The sequence below is a fragment of the Thermococcus sp. JdF3 genome (assembly GCF_012027495.1).
Taxonomy (GTDB): Archaea; Methanobacteriota_B; Thermococci; order Thermococcales; family Thermococcaceae; genus Thermococcus.
Genome location: NZ_SNUK01000001.1, coordinates 25,108 through 37,810, shown reverse-complemented (window position 1 = coordinate 37,810; position 12,703 = coordinate 25,108). Strand labels below are relative to the sequence as shown.

Genomic DNA, 12,703 nt, shown 5'->3' with positions numbered 1-12,703 from the left:
AAAGTTACGGGGAATTAGGGAACTGTTCCGACTCAGGATTAGCCTCCCCTCCGTATTTTAATAAACAGAGCCGCAACAATTAGCAATGCAAGAACTGCCAGCACTGGTTCCCAATCTCCCCCCACAGACCGTGGCACCGTCCCGGTGGTTTCATGAGAGGCCGTTTCGGATGACGACGTGAGGGGAAGCCTTTCCCTCAGGGAAACATTAACCATGGTCACGTCACCAACGTGAAGGGAAACCATGAGAAAGACTTTCTCGTAACCTTCTTTCTCCACGGTCACACTGTAGTTACCCGGTATCAGGGAGATGTTGCAGGGTGTGACACACCTCTTTTCGCCAACCGTGACGGTGGCACCTGCTGGCGACGTTAGGATTCTGAGGATAGGCCTCCGTACGAGCCGCAGTGAAATGTTCCGTAAATCCCCCGGGGACAGTAGAACAAGAGTGGAATTTGGAAGGTAGCCCCGAAGGGAGGCCGAAACGTTGTAAACACCGGCAGTCAGGTTCAGGGAGCAGGGAGAGGTGCACGTTCTGTTCCCGACCCTCACCTCCGCTCCCGGAGGAACCGTGGCAACGTTGAGCTCAGCCGGCAGGGGGCTAAGGGTCAGGTTCAGCGAGACGCTTCCGTTGGCCGGAACCGTCACGTTCTTCACGACGCCTCCGTAGCCGGCGAGGGAAGCGCTGACGGTATAGGTACCCGCAGGAAGGGCCAGCCTGAGCGGACTCCTGCCGGAGAAAACCTTCCGATTTCCCGCAAAAATCGCCAGACTTGCGTTGGAGGGCCTCGTCGAGACTTTGAGGGTTCCGGCCTCCGGATGAACCGAAACCGCCCGCGACAGCGCTGAGAGGTCAGCGTGAAGGGTGATGTTCCCCCCGGCGGAAACCACGACGCCGGAGACAAAGGGGTAGCCGTTGGCGCCGAGCGAGACGTTGTACGAGCTCAGCTCGGAGGTAAATGGAAGGTAGAGCCTCATCGGGGTAAACCACTCCCCGAAAAGGTGAAAGTCGTTGACGTAAACGGTGGCGTTGGCCGGTCTCGAGAGGATTCTCACGGGGAGAGGAACCACCGCGCTCCCAATGGGCCGGCGGGAGCAGCCGCCGTAGGAGCTCCAGCCGCCTTCACTTGCCGAAATTTTGACGAGGCAGTATTTTTTAACTCCTGCGTACTCGGCAACCACCGGAAGGCCGCTGGGAAGGAGGAGGTAGTCCCTCACGCGGCACGATGCGAAGAGAACCGTTTCCATCGGGACGGGCTTTGATGGCCCCATCGCTGAGTCCACACCTTCCCCAGCGGTCCAGTTGGGGGCAGGTATACATGGTGTTTCCTCGGACTCCGGCGTGGGGACTTTTCTTCCCCCCAAGAAAACGGTCGCGGTCGAGAAGCCGCCCAGGGATTCGTTCAGAAGGGACCCGTTCACCTCCACCACGAGGGGCGCATCGCCAACGCTCAGGTTAAAGATGAAGGTGACGTTCCCGACGGACAGCTCAACCGGCCACCTGCCGGCGCTCAGGTTCAGCACGGTCGGAGCAGTCGCGTTTAAATCCCCAACCTTTACTTGACCACCAAATTCAAAGAGAACCGGCGTTGGGGACGCGAAAGGCACGAACAGCATGCTAAATAAGACTGAGAGCAGAAACAACCTCCTCAACATCACCATCGAGCTTCACCTCCCCTCCAGCTATAACGACTGCCCTGTCGGCGAACTCGACGAAGGGCTTCCATATGTGGGAAACGGCAACCATCGAGACGCCCTCGGAGGCAAAACGCCTCAGCAGGCCGGCAATTTCGGGTATCGCGTCAAAGTCAAGGTTCGCGAGCGGCTCATCCAGCAGAACGAGCTCCGGCTCCCCAACGAAGGCCGAGGCTATGCTCAGGCGCTTCGCCATGCCGGCCGAGTAAGTTGAAATCCTCCTCTCGAGAAAGCCCCCAAGGGAGAAAGCCTCAACGATATCGGAGATTGAACCCCCGCGGATTTCGGCCAGGAACTCAAGCCACTCGCGGCCCGTTCTATGTCTCGGAAGGGCCGGCGGGTCGAAGGAGACGCCGAACCTTGCCCTAACCTTCTCATCGGCCCACGGGTCGCCACCGAACACCCTGACCGTCCCGGCCGTCGGCCTGTAAGTTCCGGCGCAGAGGTTCAGGAACGTGCTCTTGCCCCCACCGTTGGGCCCGAGGATCAGGGTGACGCCCTCGCCGATTCCAACGCTCACCGAGTCGAGCGCGATTACGTGGCCGAAGCGCTTCGTGAGGTGCTTTGCACGGATTATCATCTCCTCACCCCCAGGAGGGCGAAGAGGAGCGCCGAGGTGCCGCCCACGAGGTACTCAATTGATAGGGCCCTCGAAGACGGGTAGCCCTCCCGGCCGGAGATTGCCACGGAAGCCGGTGCCTCCGAGGAAACGAGAACGCAGTAGGGGCCGGAATGGTTGAACTCCACGACCGCCCTCCCCGGGCCAGGGAGGGAGGAGGAGTAGATGACCCTGCCCTCGACCGGGTCGTAGAAAGCCACCGAGTAGTTGCCCTGACCGTTCATGTTGAGGACAAGAACCCTTGCGGAAGGGACGACAGCACACGATGCCTCCACTGCGAAGTCCGAGTAGGGCTTTGAGAGCTCAACGTGCTGAACGGCGAGCGTCACCAGCGTGAAGGCCGCGACGAGGAAGAGGATGAGCCTGATGAACCTCACCTGACATCCCTCCTTTCCGCGAGGTAGAGAGCCAGGGCGATGAGGAAAACGGGGAGGAGAACGCAGGAGAGGAAAGCGGACGAGACCAGCTCGGAGAGCCAGCCGGAAGGGGAAACGCCTGAAGTGTAGGCGTGGAATATCGCCGTGTTGAGAACCGCCGGAGGCAGGGAAGATGCTCCCAGGGAGTACGGGACGTAAAGAAGGGCGAGCCCGGCCATTATTGAGACGAAGGTGTTGGGAGAGATCAACGCCACAAGGGAGGAAACCGCGACCGCGTAGAGAACGGCCAAAGCCCAGTAGAGCAGGTAGAGGGGGAGCAGGCCCTTTGAGAGGAAGGCCGTGAGAAGGAAGTTCCCGGTGTCGCCGAAGATGTAGGTGACCGTCAGAATGAACGGGAGGAAGGAGGCCGTGAAGAGCACTATGAAAACCGCCAGAACCTTGGAGAGAACCAGCCTCTTTCTCTCTACGGGGAGGGAGTAGAGCGAGAGGGCAAAGCGCGTGTCCCTGTCGTTCCGCAGGACGAGCGAGGAGAGGAGAACTGCAGTTAGCATAAAAGCGGTGTAAACTTCATCGGACAGGAGGGGAACGCTGATGCCCATGGCTCTCCAGGAGAAAGTCCTGATGAGGTCCTCGCTCGGCGGGGATACCATGAAGTGATTTGAGACCCGAATTCCCCTGAGGAAGAGGGAAGTTCCAATGAGGAGGAAGCCGAAGGCGAAAACCGCCAGGTTGAGCGGGTCTTCGAGCTCCCAGCGGAGGATTTTCATCGAACCCACCTCCAAAAGTCCCTGATGCCGACCGCGATGGCTATGAGGACGGAGAGGGCAAAGTAGTACACGAGGGGACTGCCGGGCCTCTCGAAGGGATGTTCATCCTGAAACTCCACGTTGGTCGCGTAGAGGTTCCAGCCCTGGAGCCAGCGCCTGTTGGAGTTCTCGGCGAGGAGTTTGCGGAGGGCCCGCGAGGCGTTCACGTCCTCCATCGTGGAGCCAACCACGCCCATGAGAACGAGTTCGGGAGGGGTTGAGGACATGTCGGACGCTATCATCAAACCGGTTGAGGGGTCGTAGAGGGCCGAAAAGGCCGTGCCTCCGGAGAAGCTGTAGTCCGGGCCGTGGAGGTTGAACTGCACCACGTCGGATTCGAGGTAGATGAAGGGTGGATGGAAGGTGCGCAGGTGTGTCAGGACTTCAAAGCCCCGGTAGCGGGAGTAGCTAAGGTTTTTGACCGTCATCAGCCAGGTTCCCCCTTCCGGAACAGTGACGTTCAGGAGGACGGCGCCGGGGTCCGGCGGATTGGAGGGGTTGATGAAAAAACTCGGCCTGCCGGCGGGCGTGCCGTTGCGAACGTACATGCCGGTTCTCAGGTCGAGGGTGAGAACCTCGGAAAGCACGAGCACGCTCGCGTTCGCGAGGTCGGGCCTTTCAATCGCCACGTCGTGGAGCTCAAGCCTGACGAGGATTTTGGCCGTGTCGTTGTCCACGGAGAGAACCCTGAAGGTGAGGTAAGAGGTTCCGGTTGGCCAGAGGGCGGTAACGTAGTTCTCGTCCCGCGAGACGTTCCGCCCCTCCGCCTTGACGAGGTAGGGATAGAGCGCCTCAAAGGAGCACTCGTTGAGCATGTCAAGCTTGACCATGACGCTGTTTATCCCGAACCTCGCGTCCTTCGGAACGACGACCGCGTAGGTCGCGTAAGTCCCGGGTGTGAGCCAGGCTGGGGCTGTGGCCGATACTGTAGTGGCCCCCAGATAAAAAATCAAAACATACAAGGTTAGCATTATTTTAGTCCGCACCCGACGTCACCCAGGTCAGTGCTTGTAGAAGTGGGGAATCAATGCAAAAGCCACTCCCCTCTCGCCGTTATACCTCTCGTAGGGTATCTTTGTGAAAGAAACCCTGGCTCCCCTGTATCTCTGTACCCCGGACCTGTCCACCTTGACACCGGACCAGTCCGCAACATGTTTCACGGTTGAAGTATCGACGGTTATTCTTCCGTCGCAGATGTTCAGCCATCCAGAGACGCTGGCCCAGACCCACTCATCTTGGCTCCACTGAGGGGTATCCGCATCGTGGTCGTACATTCTCCGGCATCCAGACGACGGGATGACGGTCTTTGAGGTCCACGCGGACACACTGGCTATGGAAACCAAACTCACGAGACAGGGGAGCAAGCTTAGTTTTACGAGCTTTTTCGTATGTGCCACCCCCATCCAAGGTGTTCATTGTATTGTAGATAGCCAAAAGTATATAAAGTTCTCCAGCAAACAAAAATATTTATTCGTCAAAGAAGTTATAATTTATGAAAAACGCGGGACCATCTTTTTCTCCTCAGAAACTCCCCTATGTCGGTCACGTTCAGCAGGAACTTCCCCCTGCTCTCCGGGTTTATCCTGCCAATGCCCAGAACAACGCCGTTATCATCGTAAATCACCAGCTTCTTCGTACCCTGCCAGTCGTACCTCCTTACGCCGCTCCTGGGAACATCCTTACCTGTCGTGAAGAGAAAGCCGGCCCTGGGTGTTAGAACGGCGTAGTTCTTCAGAACGTCAACGAAGTAGAAGAACTCGACGTTGGGGTAGAACTTTTCGACCAGGTTTCTGTCCACCTTTATCGTGCCGATGAAGGTTCCGTAGGCGTAGGGCCTGAGTTCAAGTCTCTCAAGCTCCCCCCAGAGGGTTTCGTTTACCGCGTAGACGTCGCGGAACTTCCCCTCAACCACGGCAAAGAAGTGGTGCCTGAGCTCGCCGTACTTCTCGGCCTCGCGGAGGATTAAATCGTACTCCCACGAGGAGGCGCGTCTGTATCTGAGTTCCCTCTCCATGATTCCAGCCTCGATACCGAGCTTAAAAGCTTAGCCCGTCCCGTTCGGGGGACTGACGTTTTCGGGGTAGGCTACAATAACGGTGGCGTTCTCGGGAATTTCCCCTATGTGGACGTGAGCGTAGTAGTCCTCAACGACCCACTGTGCGGTAGAGGCGCTGACGAGTGCAGATATGCCAAGGAGGGTCATCGCCACGAGCGAAAGCTTCCACGAAACCCCGATTCCACGGAAAAGAAGGAGCATTCCGAGGAGGGACAGCGCCAGCCAGAGAGCAAAAATGGCAGGAAGCAGGGGCATCTCGTGAAGGGACTCCGAGAGAACCACGGCCGAACCCAGCGCCCCGGCGCCGAAATACAAAAGTCCAAGGAGCTTTCCCCTACGGACGTTATGGATCAAGAGGTGGTAGAGAGCCAGTATCCCGAGGGCAAAGTAGCCGAGTATAAGGAAGGGCAGAGCCCAGGCCAGCTTTCCGTATAGGCTCGCAGGAATGACCGCCGAGAACATAACCGCTGGAAAGCCGTAGAACATCAGGTTAATCCCCCCATGAAGGAGAAAGAGAGCGGGCAGCAGGTGGGACTTCCAGTCGGCCATAATAGACGTTCGTCCAGACATGTATATTTACTTTTCCTCCCCCGAAAGCCCCGCCCATCAGGGCGGAAAGGAGTCAGCTTTCGAGTTTATCGAGCAGCTCGGCGAACCCCGCCATGTCCGTTCCCAGGAATTCTTCCTCGAACCTAAGACCCAGCTCAGCTATCTCCTCCGGCGTTATAGTTATTTCCGGCTCCTCCGCGTTTATTCCCGGGCAGCTCTCGTCGTAGTAGAGCCACAGCCTCTGACCCATGTACTCAAAGGGCATCTCTCCATCAACACCGAGGGGCCTGCGGGAGACCATGAACGGATAGATGCGGCAGATTATCGGGTTCGCATCGTGAACACGGCACTTTCCGGTCTCCGGGTCGTGGAAGAAGCAGCCCAGGTCCCACTCCCTCACCGCGAGGACGAAGCGTATTTTGTCCCCCTCAACGGAGAATGTCACGAAGTCCTGGGGGTCGTGACCCGCCCTCGCTATTCTCTCTATATCATTTAGAGTTAGATAGACGTGCCTCCCCCTGCAGCAGTCGAGGCAGTAGAGACACCTGAAGGGTACCGGTTCCCTGAAGGGTTTGGGTTTGAACCTCATATAATCCCATTCAAAAAAGCAGTTAAAAATGCACCGGATGTTCCCGAAAACTATTCGACGAAAGGTTTTTATGAGTTTGAAATGTACACTACATTTGCAAAAAGGAGTTTGGAGGTAATACCCATGGATGAGATTAAAGAACCCGCCGGGGATGAGGAGAATAAGCCTATGACCCCGGATGAGTACAGGGAAGAGATGGCCAGGAAGCAGGTGGCCAGCCTGATGGCGCACTGGCAGTGGTATCTGGTCCTGGGAATCGTTCTGCTCGTTCTCGGTATCGTCGGTCTCGGCATACTCCCGTTCGTCACCCTTGCCAGCATCGCGGTCTTTGGGGTTTTCCTGATAATCGGTGGCGTCATCCTCATAGCCGTTGCCATCTTCACCCGCGGTGAGAGCGGAGGAACGCGGATGCTCCAGCTTCTACTGGCGGCCCTTTACATCCTGGCCGGAGCGGCAATGCTGGAGGAGCCCCTCCTCTCGGCCCAGATCCTGACGTTCATACTGGGCGGCGCGTACTTCATCTTCGGTATCGTTAAGGTTCTCATGGGCTTCAAGACCGAAGGCGGGGGCATAGTGGTGTTCTCGGGCGTCATCGACTTCTTCATAGGAGTCATGATACTCGCCAACTGGCCCGAATGGAGCCCGTGGGTCATAGGAATCTTCGTGGCTATCGAGCTTATAGTCGCCGGTGCGAGCTTCATAGCACTGTCCCTCGGGGCGAGGTCGATGAAGAACAAGCCAGAGGCTCAGGCATGAGCCAGGAAAGCGAAAGAAACGATAAAGAACAAAACCGCTTCCTTTTCCTGTTCCCTTCTTTTGACCATCAGTCCTTTGGATAGGTCGCCTTAAAGGCCCCCCAATCGGACTTCGGGCCGTAGGTGACGGTGAAGTTCACCAGCTCGTAGTTCTCTGGAGCGCCTTCAGGCTTGTAGAGTATCAGGTGATAGGAGCCGTCGAGGTACCAGTAGGAGCCGGGGGGTATGCGGAAGGTGTACTTGGATATCGTGACCTTCCTAACGCATTCCGCCTTCCTCGTATATGCAGTCCCGCTCCACACGACCACGTCCATGCACCAGCCGGGGGTCTTGAGCTCAAGAGTCACGTAGTCCCCGTAGTCCTCGTCACCCTTCAGAACCAGGTTGTTGTAAAGATCGACGGCGTTCTTCCAGCTCATATCGCCGAACGTCATGTTCTCCATAACCAGCAGCTGCCCCTTGGGCGAGGCAACCCCGTACGGCACCGGGTTGTAAGATATTATCGGATAGTACACGATGTAGAATATCACCAGCCCGAATAGCGATGCTATGAGAAGAACCTTAAGACGAAAAGAGGTTTCGTAGGAGAGTTTCATAAAAAACCACCTCACGAGCTTTTAACAGACACTTTGAAGGCTCCCCAATCTGTCTCTCCCCCGTAAGTCACGGTGAAGTTGACGAACTCATATTTCTGAACCGGACCGCTTTTGTGGAAGACGATGATATAGCCCGGCTCCAGGTTCCATGTGGCTATCTCCTTAGCCTCATGGGTTGGAACCCTATTGAAGGCGTACTTGCTCAGCTGAAGCTCCTCCGCACAATCGTACTTCCTCACCCAGCCCTTGGCCGAGCCTCCCCACGCCCACAGGTCAACGCACCACTGCGGTGTGGACACGGTAATCGTGAGGGTATCGTCCAGCTCATCGCTTCCCCCAAGGACGAGGGCGTTGTTCTCGGCAGTGAACGGAACTGCGTTCGTATAGGTAACTCCCGCAATGGAGAGGTTCCGGGCAAGCAGTACCTGACCCCTGGGGGACTCCACTTTAAACGGGTCGACCTGGTGGGAGATGATGGGGTAATAGACTATCATGAATATAGCGATTCCAAAGATGAGGGTCAGGATGAGAACCTTCATCCTGAAGGTTGTCTCATATGATATCCGGGGTTTACCACCCTTCTCCATTCAAACACACCCCGGTCCATACTTGTTCAGCGGTGCTTAAAAGGTTTACTGAACTGAAAAGGTTTTATCCCAGCGCTGAGGAGAAACACTAAAGCAAATCAACGCATCACAAAAACAACGCACGAAATAAGTATTGTTTACCTTCACCCATCCAAACCAAAACGCTTATATTAAAGTGAACTTTCCACTATGTTGGGTGATTAAGATGAACATAATCGAAACTGAAAACCTCACGAAAGTTTATGACGGCATTGCCGCCGTGGATCGCCTGAACCTAACCGTGAAAAAAGGGACTGTCTACGGATTTCTGGGACCAAATGGGGCGGGAAAAACAACGACGATACTTCTCCTCCTGGGCCTCATTCAGCCAACGGAGGGCAGGGCCTACGTGGCAGGAATAGACGTTCAGGAAAAACCGGTGGAGGTCAAAAGGATAAGCGGGTTCATGCCCGCGGAGGGCGGACTCTACCCCAATCTGACGGCCTTCGATAACCTCATGTACATATCCAAATTCTACAGGATTCCCAAAGAAGATGCCAGGAGAAGGGCAAGGGAACTGCTCGAGCTTGTGGGACTCGAAGACGCCGCGGACAGAAAGGTGGGGGGATTCTCCACCGGTATGAAGCAGCGCCTTCTGCTGGCCCAGGCTCTTCTAAACGACCCGGAGGTTCTCTTCCTCGATGAACCGACCAACGGTCTTGACCCCAGGGGCGCTGTGGAAATGAGGGAACTGATACGCAGATTGAAGAAAGATGGAAAGACGGTATTCTTCTCATCCCACATCCTCTCGGAGGTCGAGGAGGTAAGCGATGAGATAGGGATAATATCCGGGGGAAAACTCCTCATAAGCGGCAGCCAGGAGGAGATAAAGCGGAAATTCATTGAGGGAAGGGTCTTTATAACGGTGGAAACAAAGCAGCCGCTCGTTCTTAATGACCTGAACACAGAAGTGATAGAGTGGCGCAAAGCGGGAAGCAACAGACTGACCGTCTACGCATCCAGGGACATCAGAGAGGAGCTGGTAGAGGAACTAACGGGCATGGGCTACACCGTCATCGATGTTCACCTGCATGAACCAACGCTGGAGGAGGTCTTCCTCGAGCTGGTTTACGGGAGGGAGGAAGAATGATAGGGGCAATAGCGAGCAAGGAGTTCCGTGACTATATGACCAGCAGGCGTTTTCTGGTTCTGTTTGGATTTTTGCTTCTCATAACCCTGCTCGCACTGGCACAGGTAAAGACAGGCATGATGACGTGGCAGGGCATGGAAGGGGAAAGTCCAAAGGTCTACGACGTCATGTGGGGGGTCACATATTACCTGGGACTCATCGGGGGAATATTCGCCCTCGCACTCGGTTTTGACGCGATAACCCGTGAGAAGGAGAACAGGACTCTCAAGGTCCTCATGGGCCATCCGGTCTACAGGGATCAGGTGATACTAGGAAAACTCCTCGGGGGCGCCATGACACTGGCGGTGGCGGTGGTAATAACGTTCCTCGTCGTTCTAGGAACGCTGATGTGGATGGGGGTCACAGTGGACGGCACTTCAATCACCAGACTGGCGGTGTACTTCTTTTTCGCCTACCTGTACCTGCTGGTGTTCTTCGGGATAGCCGTTGCGTTTTCGGCACACTCCAAGTCCAGCGGCAGCGCCCTGATGTACGCCCTGGTTCTCTTCCTGGCCGTCACGGTGGTGTTTGAATCCCTGGCGCCGATCGTGGCGAATCATATGGCGGGACCAAAGCCCCAGCCCCCACAGGAAGCGTTCATGGACTATTCCGAGAACGTGACCCTGGAGGAACTGCAGGCACAGGAAAAGCTGTGGGAGGAGTACGACGAACTGATACAGGAGTGGAGCAAGAAATACTTTAACATCGTTGAAACTGTCAACAGCCTGTCCCCAAGGGCGGACTTCCAGCAGATATCGGTGTACGTGCTCAATCCCCACGCACAGTCCTGGGAGGACGCGATGTATTCCCCGGGAATTGAGGGCCCCGAACAGCCAACGTACAGTCTGGCCGAGAGCCTGTCCTTCGCCAAGAGGGAAATCGTCTTCCTGCTGGCGTATCTGATAATAGGCTTTGTCGCGGCGTATCTTGGATTCGTACGGGCGGAAATAAGGTGATGGAGATGAAGAAGGCCCTCACGGCGGTCCTTTTTTTCCTCCTTCTGGCCGTCCCCGCGGCGTCCGCTGAAACCATCAGCCTAACCCTTCACGTGGGGCAGAGCGTAACGGTCAACGGGATCCCCATAGAGTTCGCGGACTTTTCAAGCGATGGGAAAGCCGCCTTCAGGATAAACGGAACCACGTATGTTCTCTCATTCGGGGACACTGTGAAGGTTACGGAAGGCCTGAACATGACGGCGGGCAGCCTTAAGCCAGGGGAGGGTGCGGTTCATATCATACTCTCCGGCGACGATATCCGCGTAGAAAGTCCCCCCGACAACATAGCACTGGAAACCCAGTTCCCCAGCAAGATAACCAAACCCGGGGGACAGGTTACCTTCACCATAACCATAAAGAACAGGGGAAAGGACGCCTTTATTCCCCTCTCCATAGATGCCCCTGCAGGATGGGATACCAAGATAACAGCAGGAGATTCGGAAATCAATGGAGTTTACCTCCAACAGGGAGAGAGCACCCAGGTGACCGTTGCTGTCAAAACCTCCCGGAGAACCGGTAAATTCCCGGTAACCCTTCACGCTGGGGAGAGCGAGTTGAGGCTCATCGTTACCGTTGAGGCGAGTGGAGTGGATATTTACTGCAACTATCCGGCAAAGGAAGTTGAAGCCGGTGAAAAGGTGTCCTTCCAGCTCCACATAAGTTCTTCAACGCCCGTCATACTGCCGCTAAGCGCAGAAGTCCCCGAGAGCTGGAATGCGAAATTCATGGCCGATGGACAGCCTGTGAGGGCAGTTAAGGTTTCAGGAGAGGCCCTGGTAGAGGTAGTCGTCAGCGTGCCCAGCGACGCATCCGTCGGCGAGTATGAAATTAAAGTGAAGGCCGGGAATGCAGAGGAGACGCTTGGAGTCTACGTGAACAAAACCCACGCCGGTGAAAACGGCACCCTCTCAGTCAAGGTCACGGATGAAGGCTCAGGAACCTACGTGGCCGGTGCCAAGGTGGAGCTCCTTCGGGACGGGAAGACTGTGACGGAAGCAAAGACACTTTCCGATGGGACCGCCTCAATCGAAGCTCCAGAGGGACACTACACAGTGAGGATCTCAAAGGAATCCTACCGCAAGGTCGAGAAAAACGTTGAGATAAAGGCCGGCAGGAGAAAGGAGCTCTATGTGAGCATGCGCAGACTGCCTTACTACATGGACATCAGTGTTCCTGAGCCGTCGAAGAGTCAGGTGCTCGGGAGAAGCTTCACCTACACCGTGGTTCTAAAGAATCTTGGAACAGAGGACGATACGTACTCACTGAGCCTAAGTGTGCCCCAGAACTGGGGCGGAATGGTGGTGGAAGATCCGGCCTCACGCACGGGGATAACCAGCGCATACGTCAGGTCCGGGGAAGAAAAGCAGTTTTACGTGCTCCTGATACCCCCCGACACGGCGGAGCTCGGAACGTACCGTTCAACCCTCCGTGTGGTCTCAACTGGGAGCGGGGAAGAGCGGGAGATAAACCTCACGGCAAAACTGACCGGCAGCTACGGACTGACGGTGACTCTAGAAAGGTACAGTTTGAAGGTGGACGCTGGAGACGAGGCGAAAACCACGGTCAGGGCATATAACACGGGCACCAGTCCGCTGACCAATGTCAGGCTGGAGGTCAAGGCTCCCAAGGGATGGAACGTAAAGGTGGAGCCGCGGAAAGTGCCTTCCCTGGGGAGGGATGACGAGGTAGAGTTCACAATTGAGGTGGCGGTTCCCGAGAACGTGGATGCCGGGGACTATCTCATCACCGTCAACGCCATCAGCGACCAGAAAACTAAGGAAGCGAGCATCAGGGTTACCGTGAGCAAGGGAAGCGGTCAGACGTACCTGGGGCTGGCCATAATCCTCGGAGCGCTCCTGGTGCTGGGGCTCCTGCTGAGGAGATACGGAAGGCGCTGATCCCTCTTTCCATT

The 12,703-nt window shown here is 56.1% G+C and carries 15 protein-coding genes; 4 read left to right on the top strand and 11 right to left on the bottom strand.

What is annotated here, in order from left to right; all coding sequences use genetic code 11:
• Nucleotides 1-38: 38 nt before the first annotated feature.
• The 9 genes from E3E42_RS00200 to E3E42_RS00160 form a co-directional block, all read right to left on the bottom strand.
• The gene (locus E3E42_RS00200) at nt 39-1,661 is read right to left on the bottom strand and encodes a PEGA domain-containing protein (RefSeq protein WP_167902123.1); all 1,623 of its coding nucleotides are present in this window, start codon (nt 1,659-1,661) and stop codon (nt 39-41) included.
• Complete coding sequence (locus E3E42_RS00195) at nt 1,618-2,274, bottom strand: ABC transporter ATP-binding protein (RefSeq protein WP_206205921.1); 657 nt, start codon at nt 2,272-2,274, stop codon at nt 1,618-1,620. The genes E3E42_RS00200 and E3E42_RS00195 overlap by 44 nt, the downstream gene beginning before the upstream one ends.
• Nucleotides 2,271-2,690 (bottom strand): hypothetical protein, encoded by a 420-nt coding sequence (locus E3E42_RS00190; RefSeq protein ID WP_167902121.1) that lies wholly within the window; start codon nt 2,688-2,690, stop codon nt 2,271-2,273. The genes E3E42_RS00195 and E3E42_RS00190 overlap by 4 nt, the downstream gene beginning before the upstream one ends.
• A complete protein-coding gene (locus E3E42_RS00185) occupies nt 2,687-3,457 on the bottom strand; it encodes an ABC transporter permease (protein ID WP_167902120.1) in 771 nt (256 codons plus the stop codon). The genes E3E42_RS00190 and E3E42_RS00185 overlap by 4 nt, the downstream gene beginning before the upstream one ends.
• The gene (locus E3E42_RS00180; protein WP_167902119.1) at nt 3,454-4,482 is read right to left on the bottom strand and encodes a hypothetical protein; all 1,029 of its coding nucleotides are present in this window, start codon (nt 4,480-4,482) and stop codon (nt 3,454-3,456) included. The genes E3E42_RS00185 and E3E42_RS00180 overlap by 4 nt, the downstream gene beginning before the upstream one ends.
• 15 nt (nt 4,483-4,497) lie before the next feature.
• A complete protein-coding gene (locus tag E3E42_RS00175; RefSeq protein ID WP_167902118.1) occupies nt 4,498-4,845 on the bottom strand; it encodes a hypothetical protein in 348 nt (115 codons plus the stop codon).
• A gap of 134 nt (nt 4,846-4,979) precedes the next feature.
• Entirely contained in the window at nt 4,980-5,510 is a 531-nt protein-coding gene (locus E3E42_RS00170) for a PUA domain-containing protein (RefSeq protein WP_167902117.1), read from the bottom strand.
• Nucleotides 5,511-5,540: 30 nt separating this feature from the next.
• The gene (locus E3E42_RS00165; RefSeq protein ID WP_167902116.1) at nt 5,541-6,101 is read right to left on the bottom strand and encodes a hypothetical protein; all 561 of its coding nucleotides are present in this window, start codon (nt 6,099-6,101) and stop codon (nt 5,541-5,543) included.
• A gap of 73 nt (nt 6,102-6,174) precedes the next feature.
• Nucleotides 6,175-6,690: a YkgJ family cysteine cluster protein gene (locus tag E3E42_RS00160; protein ID WP_167902115.1), complete on the bottom strand. Its 516-nt coding sequence runs from the start codon at nt 6,688-6,690 to the stop codon at nt 6,175-6,177.
• A gap of 123 nt (nt 6,691-6,813) precedes the next feature.
• Between E3E42_RS00160 and E3E42_RS00155 the strand changes: the two genes are divergently transcribed.
• Nucleotides 6,814-7,446: an HdeD family acid-resistance protein gene (locus tag E3E42_RS00155; protein ID WP_167902114.1), complete on the top strand. Its 633-nt coding sequence runs from the start codon at nt 6,814-6,816 to the stop codon at nt 7,444-7,446.
• A 67-nt stretch (nt 7,447-7,513) separates the two neighbouring features.
• Here E3E42_RS00155 and E3E42_RS00150 read toward each other — a convergent pair whose 3' ends face one another.
• Together E3E42_RS00150 and E3E42_RS00145 are read right to left on the bottom strand one after the other, a co-directional pair.
• Nucleotides 7,514-8,041, bottom strand: coding sequence for a hypothetical protein (locus tag E3E42_RS00150; RefSeq protein ID WP_167902113.1), 528 nt, complete (start codon nt 8,039-8,041; stop codon nt 7,514-7,516).
• Nucleotides 8,042-8,052: 11 nt separating this feature from the next.
• Complete coding sequence (locus tag E3E42_RS00145; protein ID WP_206205920.1) at nt 8,053-8,628, bottom strand: hypothetical protein; 576 nt, start codon at nt 8,626-8,628, stop codon at nt 8,053-8,055.
• Between the two features lie 205 nt (nt 8,629-8,833).
• On the opposite strand from E3E42_RS00145, the gene E3E42_RS00140 reads away from it, so the two are divergent.
• From E3E42_RS00140 to E3E42_RS00130, 3 genes are read left to right on the top strand one after another with little or no spacing between them, the layout of a single operon-like run.
• The gene (locus E3E42_RS00140) at nt 8,834-9,757 is read left to right on the top strand and encodes an ABC transporter ATP-binding protein (RefSeq protein WP_167902475.1); all 924 of its coding nucleotides are present in this window, start codon (nt 8,834-8,836) and stop codon (nt 9,755-9,757) included.
• Nucleotides 9,754-10,752, top strand: a complete 999-nt coding sequence (locus E3E42_RS00135; RefSeq protein WP_167902112.1) for an ABC transporter permease — start codon at nt 9,754-9,756, stop codon at nt 10,750-10,752. Before E3E42_RS00140 ends, E3E42_RS00135 begins: the two co-directional genes overlap by 4 nt.
• Nucleotides 10,752-12,689 (top strand): NEW3 domain-containing protein, encoded by a 1,938-nt coding sequence (locus E3E42_RS00130; protein ID WP_167902111.1) that lies wholly within the window; start codon nt 10,752-10,754, stop codon nt 12,687-12,689. The genes E3E42_RS00135 and E3E42_RS00130 overlap by 1 nt, the downstream gene beginning before the upstream one ends.
• Nucleotides 12,690-12,703 lie beyond the last annotated feature (14 nt).